Genomic DNA, 16226 nt, shown 5'->3' with positions numbered 1-16226 from the left:
TGAAGCTATGTCAGACTTGCATAACATATCACACGGTTCACATAATTTGGTAGACCCCGCGCTCATAGAGCTGGTTAATCAGGTGCCTACAGACCCTGGTTGCTATCTATGGAAGAACGCTGCTGGTAAGGTACTGTATGTTGGTAAGGCAAAGAATTTGCGCGCGCGCATGCGTCAGTATGTGCATGGCACAGATGAGCGCATTAAAATCCCGTTCTTGATGGATGAGACCGCGGGTTTTGATTATGTGGTAGTTGGTTCTGAGCATGAGGCATTAGTGCTCGAAATCAACCTTATTCAGCAATATCATCCGCCGTATAACGTTGATCTTAAAGACGATAAAAGCTATCCCTATATTGCTCTTACCAAGGGTGATGTTTTTCCAGCACTTAAGTACACGCGTGAGAAACATAAGCCCTCTACGCGTTATTTTGGTCCCTATACGGATGCAAAATCTGCGCGCGAAATGATAGATATTGTGCGCAAAGTTACCCCCTTTTGTGTGGGCACTTGTGCGGAGTGGCGTCGCGTTAACCGTTTGGCTCAGTCCCATCCTGATGATAAAGACATTATCCAGCTTATATGTGCGCAGCAGGGCCGTCCCTGTTTTGACTTTCATGTGGGCAAAGGACCTGGTGTATGTGCAGGAGAGATTACACCACAAGCATATGCACAAAACGTACGTTTGGTAGAAGACTTTTTATCTGGTCATCGCGGTACGTTTATCTCGGAGCTTACTGCTCATATGCATGATGCGGCAGCACAGCTTGACTTCGAAAAAGCTGGTCGCATCAAGCGTCGTTTGGACATCATTAAAAGTCTAGATGATAAACAGCGTGTGGTATTTCCCACGCCGCTTGATGCAGATTTTATCGGCTTTTGGCGTGAAGAGACCATTGCAGGTGCCTGTATATTTCTTGTTCGAGAAGGACGTGTTATTCGTAACTGTGAGTTCATTTTGGATAAGGGCAATGATGTGCCCGAACAAGAGCTGGTTTCTGGTTTTGTAAAGCGTTACTACGAACAGACCGCAGATATACCACTGGAGGTAAACATTCCCGTTGAGGTGGTTGACGCTCAAGCGCTTGAGGAGTGGCTGAGCACAAAACGTGGCCGTAAAGTTGTATTGCACGTTCCACAACGTGGCGAGAAGGCCCATCTAGCAAGCATGGCTTCCACAAACGCGCACCATGCACTTATGCGCTATGAGCTTCGTAGTGGCTATGACGATAAACGCACGAATGATGCACTTATGCAGCTGGAAAGTGCGCTGGCGTTGGATGGACCACCTCTGCGTATTGAATGCTTTGATATTTCAACCATTCACGGTAAGCATACGGTTGCTTCAATGGTTGTCTTTACGGCAGGTAAGCCAGATACCTCTCAATACCGTCGCTTTAAGATTAAAACTCCTCTCACTGAAGCAAATGATGTGGTATCTATGGCAGAAGTTATGGAACGTCGATATGGTCCACAGCGCATGGCAGATGAGCGTTTTGGTAAAAAACCTGACCTTCTTATTTTGGATGGTGGTAAACCTCAGCTTAATGCAGCCCGCAAACAACTGGCAGAATTAGGTGTAGATATTCCTATGGCTGGCCTTGCTAAGTCAGACGAGGAATTGTTTGTGTTGTGGGATGATGCACCGGTTGTGTTGCCATCTGGTTCTGCGTCATTGTATTTAGTTAAGCAAGTTCGTGACGAGGCTCATCGTTTTGCTATTACCTTCCATCGTGAGCTGCGTGATAAAGCCATGACCGTCTCTCTTTTGGATGAGATTGATGGTGTTGGTGCTACGCGTAAAAAAGCACTTAAAAAGGCATTTGGTAGCATGAAGAAACTACGTGCAGCTTCATTGGAAGAGATTGCTGCAGTTCCTGGCATTCCACAAGCTGTAGCGCAAAACGTGTATGAGACCTTACGCGCTTGGGATGCAGAGTTGGCAAAAACACGCAAACGTGCAGCTACAGGCAAGTAGCATATACTAGAACTACGTACGTTTTTTGGAGAGTCTATGGCTAACGCAAGCAAAACCAAAGTCCCCGACATTGTTGTTATTACTGGCATGAGTGGCGCTGGGCGTACTGAAGCCATGCATATTTTTGAAGATCTTGGCTATTACGTTATTGACAATCTACCACCCGAGCTTATGCTTACTTTGGCAAAAATTGTGGGTATTAACAGCGGAATTGGTCGTCATTTGGCCATTGTATGTGATTTGCGAAGCCAAGGTTTGTTTGACGAGCTGTTAGATAAGCTCGATAGCTTAGCAGACCATGAAATTACTTATAGCCTCATGTTTTTGGACTCTTCAGATGAGGTGCTACGCAGGCGTTTTTCTGAGCGTCGCCGTAGGCATCCCATTGCCAATGAAGGGGAGGATACCATTCATGCCATTCGCCGTGAGAGAAAACAGCTGACGGAAGTGCGCAATCGTGCAGATATGGTATTGGATACTTCTAAAATGCGTACGTCTACCTTGCGTAATAAGATTCGTGCACGATATTCCGAGCTGAGTGATACCCAGCTCATGGAAGTATATGTTTTCTCGTTTGGCTTTAAATATGGTATGCCAGTAGAGGCTGATATCCTTATTGACGTGCGTTTTTTGCCTAATCCCTACTATGACCCCGCCATGCGTAAACTTACTGGTCAGGACAAGATGGTGTCTGACTTTGTAATGGAGCGTCCAGAGACCAAGAAGTTTTTGGCTGCGTGGGAAAACTTGCTCGATTCAGTTATGCCAGGATATGTGTCTGAGGGTAAACCGCAACTTTCTATTGCGGTGGGCTGTACGGGCGGTCAGCATAGGTCTGTTACCTTGGCAACGCAGACAGCTCAGTATTTGGCCAAACAGGGTTACCAGGTAAATCTATCGCATCGTGATTTACCTCGTGCAAATACTAACTAGAAATCAATCAAGATGAGTATTGTGCATACACCACGTGTAGTAAGTATTGGTGGAGGTAGTGGCCAAACTCAGCTCATTCGTGCGCTGAGGCATTTTACCTGTGAACTTACTGCTGTTGTTGCCATGGCAGATGACGGTGGTTCTACGGGACTGCTTCGCCAGCAGATGGGGTCTATTCCTCCAGGTGATGTACGTAATTGCTTAGTTGCTCTGGCCCAAGACCCTACGAGTGCTTTGGCACGTTCTTTCCAAAGACGCTTACCCTTTGCGTCCAATCACGCGTTGGGTAATTTGTTGTTAGCAAGTTTAGCGGATGAGTCACACTCTTTTATGGATGCTATTCATGTATGTGAGCAGATGCTTAGCTGCGTGGGTAAGGTAGTGCCTTCTACCCTGGATAACGTACTGTTGCGCGGTAAAACACGTGACGGACGTGTTATTCGTGGAGAAGATCTAATTGGTCATGGACCGTGTACCTTGGATTATGTATGGCTGGAACCTGCAGCTCCCGTGGCATGTTTTGAAGCAATTGCCGCTATTATGCAGGCGGATTTTATTGTATTTGGTCCAGGCTCGCTGTTTACCTCCATTATTCCAAACCTCCTTGTACCAGGCATTTTGGAGGCGTTGCGTACTACAACTGCACGGCGTGTGTTTGTATGTCCTAAGGTAGATGAGCAGTATGAGTCGTGGGGTTTAGCTGCGGATGAGTACCTACAAGCCTTGGTTAACCATGGCTTGGCTGGTTGTATAGATGCGGTGCTTCTGCATAAAACGAAAGAGCAGGTAGGTGCAGCTACCATAAGCTTTAGAGCGCTTACACAAGAACAAATTACTGCGTACTCATCGGGTTTCTCGGCACAAGAAACGCAACAAAGTTTGGTGCACGACGCGGCTTCTCATGTGGAGCACAAGCCTGTTCGTGTGGATGCAGCTATGGTAAAGCGCATAGAATCACAGGTGCCTACGGTTGTTGTTCGTGATTTTGACGTGCCTGATATGCCCTCGGTGCATGACCCAAATAAGCTGGCAGATGCTCTGCGTGGCGTGTGCCCCGTGCCTTTAGAAGAGGTGACACATGTCGTTTACGGCAGAAGTTAAAGATGAGCTTTCTCGCGTCAAACGCAAGTCAACTGCGGCTGATATGGCGGAGCTAGCTGCTCTTATTCGCATTTGCGGCACCTTGTCTTTTAGAGGACCTGGCAGATTTTCTATTCGTGTATCTACCGAGACGGGCGCTGTAGCACGCATGGTTTTGGGTCTGACGCATGATGTGTTCAATCTTAAGACGAAGCTTACCTTTCGGCAGTCTATTTTGCATAAAACGCGCAACTACCTTATAGAGATTCCAGAGCAGGATAACTTACAGGATGCGCTGGTTAAAATGGGTATTCTTACCCCAGAAGGCAGTCTTGCACAAGGGATTAATCAAGATTTGTTATGTAATACTACCTGCTGTGATGCGTTTATTCGTGGCACGTTTTTAGCGGGAGGCTTTATTGCAGATCCACGTGGGGATTTTCATTTAGAGATTGCTGTTACAGGTGATCAGTTTGCAAATCAGCTGGTGGAGCTCGTAAACAAACGGGGAGTGCATGCTCGGCTTAATCACCGACGTGGTGCCTTTGCGCTGTATCTTAAAAGCTACGATGATATTGTGGCATTATTGCTTATGCTGGGAGCACGTCGTATGAGCCGTACGCTCATTAAAGTACGCCAAATGAAGTCCCTTAAGAATGATGTCAACCGTCGTGTTAATGCAGAGATTGCCAATCAGGCACGTTCTACGGATGCAGCAGCGTCACAGTTGGACCTTATCGATTTTATCGATAAAACCCGAGGCATTCAAAATTTACCGGCATCACTTCGCATGTTTTGCGAGCTGCGTCGTGATTTTCCCGAGCTATCGTTACGTGATTTAGGACAGCAATGTACGCCCGCACTGTCTAAGTCTGCCTTGTATCATCGTTTGTTGCGCTTGCAAGAGATTGAGCGCCAGCTTAAGGCAGAGCATGCGATGAGTGAGGCCGCAAAACACTAAGGCTTTTTCGTAAAACTTGTGCAAAATATGACCATAATTTGGTAGTCAACTTGCAGGTAGATAGCATATTTTTGCATAAATTATGCGTTTTGGAGCAAGCGCTCGTTCAATAAGGGTACTATTAGGACAGCCCATTGTTGAGACCAGTCGGCCGCAAGTGGAGCGTGCCGAGGTCCCTCGAAAGGAGAAAGCATGGCAGTTAAGGTTGCTATTAACGGTTTTGGTCGTATTGGTCGTTTGGCTTTCCGCCAGATGTTTGGTCACGAAGGTTCTGAGATTGTTGCAATTAACGACCTCACGTCCCCCGAGATGCTTGCATACCTTCTTAAGTATGACTCTACTCAGGGCAATTACTCCCGCGATCATAAGATTGAGGCAACCGAGAATTCCATCGTAGTAGATGGCAAGGAAATCACCATTTACAAGGAGGCTGACGCTAACAACCTTCCTTGGGGTGAGCTTGGCGTAGACGTAGTTCTCGAATGCACTGGTTTTTATACCTCTAAGGATAAGGCACAGGCTCATATTAATGCTGGTGCCAAGAAGGTTGTTATTTCTGCTCCTGCAGGCAACGATCTTCCTACTGTTGTATTTAACGTTAACCATGAGCAGCTTACTGCAGATGACAACATCATCTCTGCAGCTTCTTGCACCACCAACTGCCTTGCTCCTATGGCAAAGGGTTTGAATGACTTTGCACCTATCGTATCTGGCATTATGACCACCATTCACGCTTACACGGGCGACCAGATGACGCTTGATGGTCCTCAGCGCAAGGGTAACTTCCGTCGCTCCCGTGCTGCAGCAGAGAATATCGTTCCTAACTCTACCGGTGCTGCTAAGGCTATTGGCCTGGTTCTTCCTGAGCTCAATGGCAAGCTTATTGGTGCTGCTCAGCGCGTTCCTACGCCCACTGGTTCTCTTACTAACCTCTACGCAGTTGTAGACAAGAAGGTTACCGTAGAGGAGGTCAATGCAGCTATGAAGGCTTACGCAGAGACCATCCCCGAGACCTTTGGTTACACCGAGGATGACATCGTATCTCGTGACATCATTGGTGAGACTCACGGTTCCATCTTTGATGCTACCCAGACCATGGTTCAGGATTTGGGTAACGGTCAGAGTCTCGTACAGGTTACCTCTTGGTATGATAACGAGAACTCCTACACCTCTCAGATGGTCCGTACCATCAAGTATTTCGAGAAGTTCGTTGCCTAAGTGCATGACAGTTCTTACTACTAGGTAATTCAGGCAAACGCGGTTGCAGCTTTCTTAGCCGCGACCGCGTTTCTCTTTTGTTCCATTAAGGAGGAAGCATGGCCTTCACAAAAAAGACCGTCCGCGATATTGATGTAGACGGCAAGCGCGTTTTGATGCGCGTAGATTTTAACGTACCTTTAAAGGATGGCGTTGTCACTGATGATACCCGTGTTCGTGCAGCTATTCCCACTATCAGCTACCTCAAAGAGCATGGTGCGGGTATTGTCTTGATGAGCCATCTTGGTCGTCCTGCAGGTACTGGCTTTGAGCCTGAGCTCTCTTTGAAGCCTGCTGCCGATAAACTCGCCGAGCTTACTGGCTATGACGTAAAGTTCTGTGATGATACCTATGGCGATAAGGCCGCTGCTGCTGTAGCAGAGGTACAGCCTGGCGATATCTTAGTTTTGGAAAACGTTCGTTTCCTTAAGGCAGAAAAGAAGAATGATCCTGAGGTTGCCCAGAAGCTTGCCTCTTACGGTGACATCTTTGTTCTTGATGCATTTGGTACTGCTCACCGTGCTCAGGGTTCTGTAGTTGGACCCGCTCAGTTTATCCCTGCAGTTGCAGGTCTTTTGCTAGAGAAGGAAGTAGACACGCTGACGTCTATTTTTGCAGAGCCTGAGCGTCCCTTTGTAGCTATTGTTGGTGGTTCTAAGGTTTCTAGCAAAATTGGTGTTCTTGACCACCTTATTGATTCGGCTGATACCCTCATTATTGGTGGTGGTATGGCATATACCTTCTTCTTGGCTAAGGGTTATAAGACTGTTGGTACCTCTTTGAAGGAGCTTGACTGGGTTGAGCCTGCTGCCAAGATGCTTGCCAAGGCCCAAGAAAAGGGTTGTAAGATTTTGCTTCCCATTGACAACGTTGTGACTGACCATTTTGGTGAGGACGCGGTAGGTGAGGTCGTCTCTTCTGACGCTATCCCTGAGGATCGCATGGGCATGGACATTGGTCCTAAGACCATTGCTCTGTATACAGATGCAGTAAAGGGTGCCAAGACCGTATTTTGGAATGGTCCCATGGGCGTATTTGAGTTTGATCAGTTTGCAGGTGGTACTGAGGCTGTCGCTCGTGCAATTGCAGATGCTGATTGCACATCTATTATTGGCGGCGGTGATTCTGTAGCTGCTATTAATAAGTTTAACCTTGCAGATAAGATGAGCTGGATTTCCACTGGTGGCGGTGCTTCCATGGAGCTCGTCGAAGGCAAGGCTCTTCCTGGAGTGGAGGCGCTTCTTAATGCGTAATCGTATGATTGCTGGCAATTGGAAGATGAACAAGACATACACCGAAGGTGTGGTGCTTGCATCTGAACTTGCTGAAGAATTAAAAAATGGCACCGGGGAGGTAGATGTTGTAGTTTGTCCTCCAGCCGTAGATCTTAAGGGTGTTGCAACAGTTATTGACCAGCAAAATGCTCCCTTTGGTCTTGGTGCGCAAAACGTGTATTGGGAGGAGTCTGGTGCTTACACCGGCGAGACTGCCCCTCAGATGCTTACTGCTCTTGGTGTAGGTTACTGCATCATTGGCCATTCTGAGCGTCGTGAATATTTTGGCGAGACTGATGAGGACATCAATAAAAAGGCTCAGGCTTTGATGGAGCATAACATTGTTCCCATCAGTTGCTGTGGCGAGTCTCTTGAGGTTCGTGAGGCTGGCAAACACGTAGAGTTTGTAGTAGATCAAATCAAGAAGGATACCAAGGATCTTACTATTACCGATCCTTCCAAGTACGTTATTGCGTACGAGCCTATTTGGGCTATTGGTACTGGTAAGACTGCTACTGCTGATGATGCTCAAGAGGTATGCGGTGCAATTCGTGCAGCTCTTGTCGACATTTTTGGGCAGGAAATCGCAGATGGCATTCGCATTCTGTATGGTGGCTCCGCTAAGCCCGAGAACGTCGCTGGGTTCCTCGAGAAGGACGACGTAGACGGCGCCTTGGTTGGCGGTGCTTCTTTGAAGGCAGATTCCTTTGCCGCAATGGTTAAGGCGGTTATGTAATGAGTTGTCAAGTACGTAGGCCAGCAATGCTCGTTATTATGGACGGCTGTGGACTTGCTCCAGCCGGCCCTGATAACTCAGTATCTCTGGCAAAGCGCCCTTACTGGGATAGCCTGATGGCTCGCTATCCTAGTACCACCTTGGGTGCATCGGGTGAGGATGTAGGTCTGCCTGATGGACAGATGGGTAACTCTGAGGTTGGTCACCTTAATATTGGTGCTGGTCGCATTATCTATCAGTCTTTGTCCTTAATTAACAATGCTATTAAGGATGGTTCCATCAAAGAAAATCCCGCACTTGTTGGGGCAATGGATGCCGTTATTGCTCGGGGTTCTACCTTGCACATTATGGGCCTTATTTCCAACGGCGGTGTCCATTCTGATATGGCACATGCAGAAGCACTTATCGCTATGGCTTCTGAGCGTGGTGTGCAGCGTATTCGTATCGACGCCTTTACGGATGGTCGTGACGTTGATCCTCAATCTGGTGCAGGCTTCATGGTTGATTTTCAAGCCTATATTGACAAGATTGCTGCTCAGTATGGCAACGACATTGCTATTGCTACGGTTTCTGGCCGCTATTATGGCATGGACCGAGACAATCGTTGGGAACGCGAAGAGCTTGCATATAACGCAATCGTTATGGGCGAGGGCGTTACTGCAACTACAGCAGAGGGCGGTCTTAAGGCGTATTACGAAAAGGACCCTCGTGGCGATGAGTTTGTAGAGCCTTTTGTGCTGGATACCACTGGTTTAGCAGACGGTGATGCTGTTATATTCTTTAACTTCCGTCCTGACCGCGCACGAGAGATTACGCGCGCCATCACAGACCCTGATTTTGTAGGCTTTGAGCGCAAGAAGGTACCTCATCTAGCTGGTTTTGTAACCATGACTGAGTATGACCCAACCTTGAATGTCCAGGTAGCCTATGCAAAGACGGTTCCCGCTCACGTCCTTGCGGACGTACTTGCCGAGAAGGGCCTCAAGCAGTTTCACACGGCAGAAACTGAAAAGTACGCTCATGTAACATTCTTCTTTAACGGCGGCGTTGAAGAGCCAAAAGAAGGGGAGACGCGCGTACTCATTCCATCTCCTAAGGTTGCCACCTATGATATGCAGCCTGAAATGAGTGAGCCTGAGGTTACTGCAAAACTTACCGAGGCAATTAACAACGATGCGGCAGACTTCTATGTAGTTAACTATGCTAACTGCGATATGGTTGGTCACACGGGTGTTGTTGAAGCAGCTACGAAGGCAACCGAGGCAGTGGACCATGGTTTGTCTCATATTGTTCCTGCTATTTTGGCTAAGGGTGGCTTTGCTCTTATTACTGCAGACCACGGTAATGCAGATCATATGTATGACGTGGTAGATGGTGAGAAGAAGCCTTTTACTTCTCATACTACAAATCGTGTTCCTTTGATTGTGGTAGATGATCAGCAGCCTAAACTTGCCAATATTGAGGATGGTCGTCTTTGTGACCTTGCTCCAACCATTTTGGCAATGATGGGTGTAGAGCGCCCTGCAGAAATGACAGGTAGAGTGCTTGTGGAGGGGTAGTCTTTCCACAGTTCATGTGCTATGCTACTCACTTGTTGAGGGAAACTTATAAAGTCGGTGCCGCTCACGCAGTGCCGGCTTTTTACTGAAACTGGTATTTGAGGAGAACACGTCGTGAGTCCATTAAACATCGTTTTGCTGGTAATCTGGGCAATTTCCGCTCTTGCAGTAGTTATTTTGGTGCTCATGCACTCTGGTAAGGGAACAGGCGTTTCCGATATGATTGCAAGTTCTCTTTATAATTCTTCTGCTGCTTCAGGCGTGTGGGAAAAGAACTTGGATCGTTTGACAGTTATTGCATCTGTTGTGTTTGTAGTAACTATCATCATTTTTGTTATTACTTTCCCTCAAGGGACGTTTTAAGTTCATAGTGCTCTGCACTCATGCAACTCAGGCAAACTGCATGAGTTGTGCACGTAATTTCATAGATTGTGCTATAACCGCTCTCTTTTGAGGGCGGTTTGTTAATATTTGGATACAAGGCAATCCAAATACTTTCTAAACATAATTAGATTCTCTATAGTATAGGCAAGTATTAAATGCACCCAATATATGTTCCTGAGGGCAAACTGGTTGCCCCGCTTATATTGGGATATAAGGAGGACACATGGCTGACAACCTCATGATTGGTCGTCGTACCTTCGTTAAGGGCGGCCTTGCAGCCAGCGCTCTTGCAGCGCTTGCAGCATGCAAAAACACCCCAGGCGGCGGCAATGCATCTGGCAAGTCTGGTGGAACCATGAAGTTCTACATTAACGAGCCTGTTGCAATCGACCCTTATAATCTTCAGGAGTCCGAGGGCACTCAGGTTGGAATGACCCTTTTTGATTCCCTTACTGTGTTCGACTGGACAAAGAAAGAGCTTGTAGGCAAGGCTGCAGAGTCTTGGGAAGTAAATGATGACGCAACTGAGTTTACTTTCCACTTGGTAAAGGGTGCTAAGTTCCACAATGGCGATAAGGTAGATGCACAATCCTTTAAGCGTGGCTGGGAGCGCATCTTGAATCCTAAGATGACAACTCCTTCAGAGATTGCTTATCACCTTGATCCTGTTGTTGGTGCAGCAGAGATGAAGGCTGGTACCGCAACTGAGCTTACTGGTGTAACCTGCCCCGATGAGAACACACTGGTAGTTAAGCTTTCATATGCAACTGCTGACTTCCCTTACATTACCACCCACCCAGGTCTTGCTCCTGTACCTCAGGCAGCATTGGACGATCCCGCTGCCTTCTTGCTTGCTCCTATTGGCAATGGCCCCTTCAAGATGGATGGTAAGTGGGAGTCTGGCCAGTACATTAATGTTAAGCGTTTTGATGACTACTATGGTGAGAAGGCCAAGCTTGATGGCGTTAACTTCTCTATTCAGAAGGATCCCAAGACTGCATTTACCGAGTTTACTGCTGGCAACATGGACTTCTGCCAGGTTCCTGCTGGTCGTATTAAGGAGACCGAGGGCCAGTATGGTAAGTCTGATGACGGCTATAGCGTTACCTCTGGTAAGCAGGTTGTAACTGGTGTTAATGCATCACTTTATTACTTGATGATGAACCTTGAGGATAAGACCATGGCAGACGTAAACGTACGTCGTGCTATCTCTTTGGCAATCAACCGTCAGAACATTGTAGATACTCTGTATGAGGGCTCTCGTGTTCCTGCTGATGGTTTGTTCCCCTCTTTGATTGATGATGACTCAGCAAACAAGTGGGCATATGCTAAGTACGATTTTGATGCCGCCAAGAAGATTGTGGATGATAACAATCTTGCAGGCACCAAGGTTACCCTTTCTTACAACACGGGTGGCGGCCATGAGGACATCATGACCATTATCCAGGGCGATCTTGAGAAGATTGGCTTTGTAGTAGATCAATCTGGTATGGAGTGGGCAACCTATCTTAACAAGATGACCAGTGGCGAGCTGCAGACCGGTCGTCTTGGTTGGAATGCTGACTATCCAACCATGGATAACTTCATTTATCCTAACTTCTTCTCTACAGCAGAGAATAACTATTCTAAGTTTAAGGATCCCGAGATTGACGCCGCTATCCTTGCTGCACGTAAGGAAACAGACGAGACAAAGCGTCGTCAGGCGTATCGTGAGATTAACAAGAAGATTGGTGATCTTGCTGTTATCGTTCCTATCATGTTCTATTCCAACAACCACGTTGGTTCTTCGAAGCTCGCAAAATTCTACTTTGGTCCTACTCAAAAGGGCAACTTTGCACAGGCAGAAATGCAGGCATAGCGAGTAACCTGTAAGACTAGTTTTAGTGTGTAGGCAGGATACCAAATACGAGGTATCCTGCCCGCTTTCGCTTATATGACGTTTTCTCATAAATGTGTCTATAATTTTGCATAGATAAGCGTCTATACTTATTTGGTTTGTATTCGTATGTGTCCCAACAGAGATAAAAAGGATTCCAGGTATGGGGAAGTACATTCTTAAACGTGTTCTCCAGTTCATACCAGTTTTTCTTGGTGTGACGCTGATTTTATTTGCGGTGGAGAATATCGTTCCTGGTGACCCAATCAAGCTTATGGCTGGAGAGAAAAAGCTTGATCCTGTCACCGAATTAAACCTACGTATCTCGTATGGTTTGGTTGAAACTGATGCAAATGGACAGGCTCTTAAAGATGAGTCCGGTAATGCTATTCCTACACCCATGTGGAAGCGTTATGTGACCTATCTTAATAATTTGCTTCATGGAAATCTTGGCACTTCATACCAGCGTAGTGGTCAGACAGTAACAAGTATTTTGTTTGCCAAGTATCCCTATACCATCCGTCTATCCATTGCAGCTATTTTGCTGGAGGCAGCAATTGGAATTGGCGCCGGAATGATTTCTGCAATTAAGAAATATTCATTCTGGGATATTTTAGTAACACTGGTTACTTCTATTTTGGTTGCCATGCCTGCGTTTTGGTTTGGTATGTTACTCCAGCTTATTTTTGGTGTTGCCCTTAAAAATCTAACAGGCGGTGCTATCTATCTGCCCGTTTCTGGTGCAGGTGGTCCCAATGCAGAGTTCCAAGGTTGGGTTTACTACATCCTTCCTGCTCTTACGTTGGCGGCAGTATCTACCGCATATACGGCGCGTATCATGCGTTCCCAGCTGCTTGAGGTTATGAATCAAGACTATATTCGTACCGCTCGTGCTAAGGGACTTTCTCGTCGTAGTGTTATTTTGCACCACGCACTTAAAAACGCTTTGATTCCTGTTATTACCTACATTGGTATGGATTTTGGTGGCATGATGGCTGGTGCTATTCTTACCGAGACGGTATTTAACTGGCCTGGTGTAGGTTTCGAAACCTACCGTGCTATTACACAGCGTGACTGGCCAATTGTTTTGGGCTCAGTAACAGTCATCGTTGTTTTAGTTATGGTTATTAACTTACTTGTAGATGTGAGTTACGCCTTCCTTGATCCACGTATTAGGTATGGCGCACCTAAGGACCAAGGGTAGGAGGTGTTTTACATGGCAGAAGAAAAAAACCAAACAACTTCAACAGCTACCAATGCTGCACCTGCTACCGCAGTAGCGCCTGCTCGTACACTGTGGGGCGATGCATGGAGGCGTCTACGCAGAAATAAACTGGCAATGGGTGGTCTTATTTGGATTACGTTCATGGTTCTTCTTACCTTGAGCGCAGACCTTTGGGTGCCTCAGGTACTTGGCAGTCCTACGTTTTCTGATTCTTCCAACATGGCTGCAATGTCTAGGCTTGCACCTTCTTTGGAACATCCCTTTGGTACCGATACATTAGGTCGTGATGTTCTGAGCCGCGTAATTTATGGTGCTCGTATCTCACTTTCTGTTGGTCTTTTGGCAACCGCTATCTCAACCATTATTGGCCTGTTTATGGGCGCAATGGCAGCCTATTATGGTGGTATCTGGGATACGATTATCATGCGTCTAGCTGACGTATTTCTCGCGTTCCCCTATATCTTGTTTGTTATTGCCTTGCTTGCCGTTATTGGCCCTGGCATTCAAAATGTTTTTGTTGCCATTGGTGTCTTGGGCTGGCCTTCTATTGCTCGTGTATTCCGCTCGGCAATTCTTACGGTTAAGGAAAATGATTACGTGGATGCTGCTCGTGCTATGGGCGCTTCTGACTTCCGTATTGTTGCCCGCCACATTTTTCCTAACTCGGTAGCAACTATTGTTGTATATGCAACCATGAATATTGGTGGCGCTATCCTTACTGAGGCTGCTTTGTCCTTCTTAGGTATGGGTGTTGTTCCACCAGATCCTTCTTGGGGCATTATGATTCAGGATGGTCAGGTTTATCTGGCAACACAGCCTTGGCTTATGGTTATGCCTGGTATCGCAATTCTTACTACCGTTTTGTCCTTCACCTTGCTTGGTGATGGCCTGCGCGATGCACTTGATGTAAAGATGAAGGATGCATAAGATGGCAAAAAGAAATGACAACTGGGTTGATCTTAAAACTCAGCCTGTACCTGAGGGTCAACACCTTCTTGAGGTAGATGACCTGAAGATGTATTTTCACACGCAAGATGGCGTGGTAAAGGCTGTTAATGGCGTAAGTTATACGCTTAATCGTGGAGAAACGTTAGGCGTAGTTGGCGAGTCTGGTTCTGGTAAATCAGTCACGAGCCTCACCATCATGGGTCTTATCGATATGCCTCCAGGAAAGATTGAAGGCGGCGACGTTCGCTATCGCGGTAAGTCGCTGCTTGCCATGTCAGAGCACGAGATGGAGCATATTCGTGGTAATGACATTGCAATGATTTTCCAGGATCCCATGACGTCGCTTAATCCTGTTTACACCATTGGTCGTCAGTTGGGCGAGGGCCTTCGTTTGCATCGCGGCTATACCAAGCAGCAGGCAAATGAGCGTGCTATTGAGCTTTTGGAGCTTGTTGGTATTCCTAACGCTCGCGAGCGTATTAAGAGCTACCCGCATGAGTTTTCTGGCGGTATGCGCCAACGCGTCATGATTGCTATGGCGTTGGCTTGTGATCCAGATATTTTGATTGCAGACGAGCCCACAACTGCTTTGGACGTAACCATTCAGGCTCAGATTATTGAGCTCATGAAGCGCATGCAGGAAGAAAACGGCAACGCCATCATCATGATTACGCATGATTTGGGTGTTGTAGCAGACGTAGCCGATAAAATTATGGTTATGTACGCTGGTTCTCCTGTGGAGTTTGGCACCGCAGATGAGATTTTCTATGACGCCATGCATCCCTACACCTGGGGTCTTGTGCGCTCTATCCCTAAGCCTGCCGTTGACGAGAAGAGCGAGCTTACGCCTATCCACGGCAATCCTCCTTCATTGGTTAATGTGCCTGAAGGCTGTGCCTTCTCTCCTCGTTGCCCATATGCAACGGATTTGTGTCGCAGTAAGAAACCTGAGTTGCATGTAACTGAGACAGGTCATTATTCTCGTTGCCATTTTGCTGGCGATGCTGAGTTTGTTGCAAAGAACGCACCCGAGACTTCTCGTAGTGCTCATAAAGGAGGGGAAGAGTAATGGCCATAGTAGATAAGCATGTCGGCGAGCCTCTTCTTCATGTAGAGCACCTTACTAAGGAGTTTCCTGTAGAGTCTGGCGTTCTTGCAAGCCGCATGAATAAGAAGCGGGTACATGCAGTTAATGATGTTTCTTTTGACATTTGGCCTGGAGAGACCTTTGGCCTTGTAGGTGAGTCTGGCTGCGGTAAGTCCACGACGGGGCGCTGCATCATGCGTCTAACCCATCCTACCAGCGGTAAGGTTGTGTTTGATGGCAAGGACGTGGGCAAGCTTAACAAGGCAGGCCTTAAAGAAATGCGCCGCAATATGCAGTTCATTTTCCAAGATCCGTATGCGTCACTGAATCCTCGTATGACCATTGGTGAGATTATTTCTGAACCTTTGCTCATTCATGATGTCATGCCTCATAGGGAAGAGCGCATTGACTACGTTCGTAATTTGCTTGATGTTGTAGGCCTTAATCCTGAGCACATCAATCGTTACCCGCATGAGTTCTCTGGTGGTCAGCGTCAGCGCGTTGGTATTGCTCGTGCGTTTGCACTTAAGCCTAAGCTCATTATTTGTGACGAACCTGTCTCGGCTTTGGACGTTTCCATTCAGGCACAGGTACTTAACCTGCTTACAGACCTGCAAAAGGAGTACGGTACGGCATACCTGTTTATTGCTCACGATCTCTCGGTTGTTCAGCATATTTCTGACCGTGTAGCCGTAATGTATCTGGGCAATATGATGGAGACTGCAGACTGGAAGACGCTGTATGATGCTCCTCAGCATCCTTATACGCAGTCGCTTTTATCGGCAGTGCCTATTCCTGACCCAGATATTCAGCGCACGCGTGAGCGTATTATTTTGCGTGGTGACGTGCCTTCGCCTATTGATCCACCCGCGGGTTGTCGTTTTCATACGCGTTGCCCCATTGCTCAGGATGTTTGCGGGCAGGAGCC

At 47.1% G+C, this 16226-nt stretch carries 14 protein-coding genes; all 14 read left to right on the top strand.

What is annotated here, in order from left to right; translation table 11 throughout:
- Positions 1-7: 7 nt before the first annotated feature.
- The gene (uvrC, locus tag SPD80_RS06865) at positions 8-1978 is read left to right on the top strand and encodes an excinuclease ABC subunit UvrC (protein ID WP_320829086.1); all 1971 of its coding nucleotides are present in this window, start codon (positions 8-10) and stop codon (positions 1976-1978) included.
- 36 nt (positions 1979-2014) lie between these two features.
- Positions 2015-2911 carry an RNase adapter RapZ gene (gene rapZ, locus SPD80_RS06860; protein ID WP_320829084.1) on the top strand — a complete coding sequence of 299 codons (897 nt, stop codon included), beginning with the start codon at positions 2015-2017 and terminating at the stop codon, positions 2909-2911.
- Positions 2912-2932: 21 nt separating this feature from the next.
- Entirely contained in the window at positions 2933-4012 is a 1080-nt protein-coding gene (locus tag SPD80_RS06855) for a gluconeogenesis factor YvcK family protein (RefSeq protein WP_320605016.1), read from the top strand.
- Positions 3990-4952, top strand: coding sequence for a DNA-binding protein WhiA (gene whiA / locus SPD80_RS06850; RefSeq protein ID WP_320605018.1), 963 nt, complete (start codon positions 3990-3992; stop codon positions 4950-4952). Before SPD80_RS06855 ends, whiA begins: the two co-directional genes overlap by 23 nt.
- Before the next feature lie 192 nt (positions 4953-5144).
- Entirely contained in the window at positions 5145-6170 is a 1026-nt protein-coding gene (gap, locus tag SPD80_RS06845) for a type I glyceraldehyde-3-phosphate dehydrogenase (RefSeq protein ID WP_320605020.1), read from the top strand.
- 98 nt (positions 6171-6268) lie between these two features.
- Positions 6269-7462 carry a phosphoglycerate kinase gene (locus SPD80_RS06840; protein ID WP_320829083.1) on the top strand — a complete coding sequence of 398 codons (1194 nt, stop codon included), beginning with the start codon at positions 6269-6271 and terminating at the stop codon, positions 7460-7462.
- Entirely contained in the window at positions 7455-8219 is a 765-nt protein-coding gene (gene tpiA / locus SPD80_RS06835) for a triose-phosphate isomerase (protein ID WP_320829081.1), read from the top strand. Before SPD80_RS06840 ends, tpiA begins: the two co-directional genes overlap by 8 nt.
- Positions 8219-9778, top strand: coding sequence for a 2,3-bisphosphoglycerate-independent phosphoglycerate mutase (gpmI, locus tag SPD80_RS06830; RefSeq protein WP_320829080.1), 1560 nt, complete (start codon positions 8219-8221; stop codon positions 9776-9778). Before tpiA ends, gpmI begins: the two co-directional genes overlap by 1 nt.
- Positions 9779-9892: 114 nt before the next feature.
- Positions 9893-10141 carry a preprotein translocase subunit SecG gene (secG, locus tag SPD80_RS06825; RefSeq protein WP_320605028.1) on the top strand — a complete coding sequence of 83 codons (249 nt, stop codon included), beginning with the start codon at positions 9893-9895 and terminating at the stop codon, positions 10139-10141.
- Between the two features lie 244 nt (positions 10142-10385).
- Entirely contained in the window at positions 10386-12020 is a 1635-nt protein-coding gene (locus SPD80_RS06820; protein WP_320829079.1) for an ABC transporter substrate-binding protein, read from the top strand.
- Positions 12021-12201: 181 nt separating this feature from the next.
- A complete protein-coding gene (locus SPD80_RS06815) occupies positions 12202-13242 on the top strand; it encodes an ABC transporter permease (RefSeq protein WP_320829077.1) in 1041 nt (346 codons plus the stop codon).
- A 12-nt stretch (positions 13243-13254) separates the two neighbouring features.
- On the top strand, positions 13255-14190 hold the full coding sequence (locus SPD80_RS06810) for an ABC transporter permease (RefSeq protein WP_320829076.1): 936 nt from the start codon (positions 13255-13257) through the stop codon (positions 14188-14190).
- A gap of 1 nt (position 14191) precedes the next feature.
- The gene (locus SPD80_RS06805; protein ID WP_320829074.1) at positions 14192-15280 is read left to right on the top strand and encodes an ABC transporter ATP-binding protein; all 1089 of its coding nucleotides are present in this window, start codon (positions 14192-14194) and stop codon (positions 15278-15280) included.
- On the top strand, positions 15280-16226 hold a 947-nt coding region (locus tag SPD80_RS06800; protein WP_320829073.1), incomplete at its 3' end, for an oligopeptide/dipeptide ABC transporter ATP-binding protein. The genes SPD80_RS06805 and SPD80_RS06800, both read left to right, overlap by 1 nt.

Origin of the sequence: Atopobium sp., assembly GCF_034113385.1 — a bacterium.
GTDB lineage: Bacteria > Actinomycetota > Coriobacteriia > Coriobacteriales > Atopobiaceae > Atopobium.
Note: the sequence above shows the minus strand (reverse complement) of the source record. Positions and strands in the feature narration are given on the sequence as shown.

Bases quoted from the DNA above. Each gene is read 5' to 3' on its own strand.
- gap (WP_320605020.1), top strand. From the start codon at position 5,145: ATGGCAGTTAAGGTTGCTATTAACGGTTTTGGTCGTATTGGTCGTTTG.
- whiA (WP_320605018.1), top strand. From the start codon at position 3,990: ATGTCGTTTACGGCAGAAGTTAAAGATGAGCTTTCTCGCGTCAAACGC.
- gpmI (WP_320829080.1), top strand. From the start codon at position 8,219: ATGAGTTGTCAAGTACGTAGGCCAGCAATGCTCGTTATTATGGACGGC.
- SPD80_RS06805 (WP_320829074.1), top strand. From the start codon at position 14,192: ATGGCAAAAAGAAATGACAACTGGGTTGATCTTAAAACTCAGCCTGTA.
- rapZ (WP_320829084.1), top strand. From the start codon at position 2,015: ATGGCTAACGCAAGCAAAACCAAAGTCCCCGACATTGTTGTTATTACT.
- SPD80_RS06820 (WP_320829079.1), top strand. From the start codon at position 10,386: ATGGCTGACAACCTCATGATTGGTCGTCGTACCTTCGTTAAGGGCGGC.
- SPD80_RS06815 (WP_320829077.1), top strand. From the start codon at position 12,202: ATGGGGAAGTACATTCTTAAACGTGTTCTCCAGTTCATACCAGTTTTT.
- SPD80_RS06810 (WP_320829076.1), top strand. From the start codon at position 13,255: ATGGCAGAAGAAAAAAACCAAACAACTTCAACAGCTACCAATGCTGCA.
- SPD80_RS06840 (WP_320829083.1), top strand. From the start codon at position 6,269: ATGGCCTTCACAAAAAAGACCGTCCGCGATATTGATGTAGACGGCAAG.
- tpiA (WP_320829081.1), top strand. From the start codon at position 7,455: ATGCGTAATCGTATGATTGCTGGCAATTGGAAGATGAACAAGACATAC.
- uvrC (WP_320829086.1), top strand. From the start codon at position 8: ATGTCAGACTTGCATAACATATCACACGGTTCACATAATTTGGTAGAC.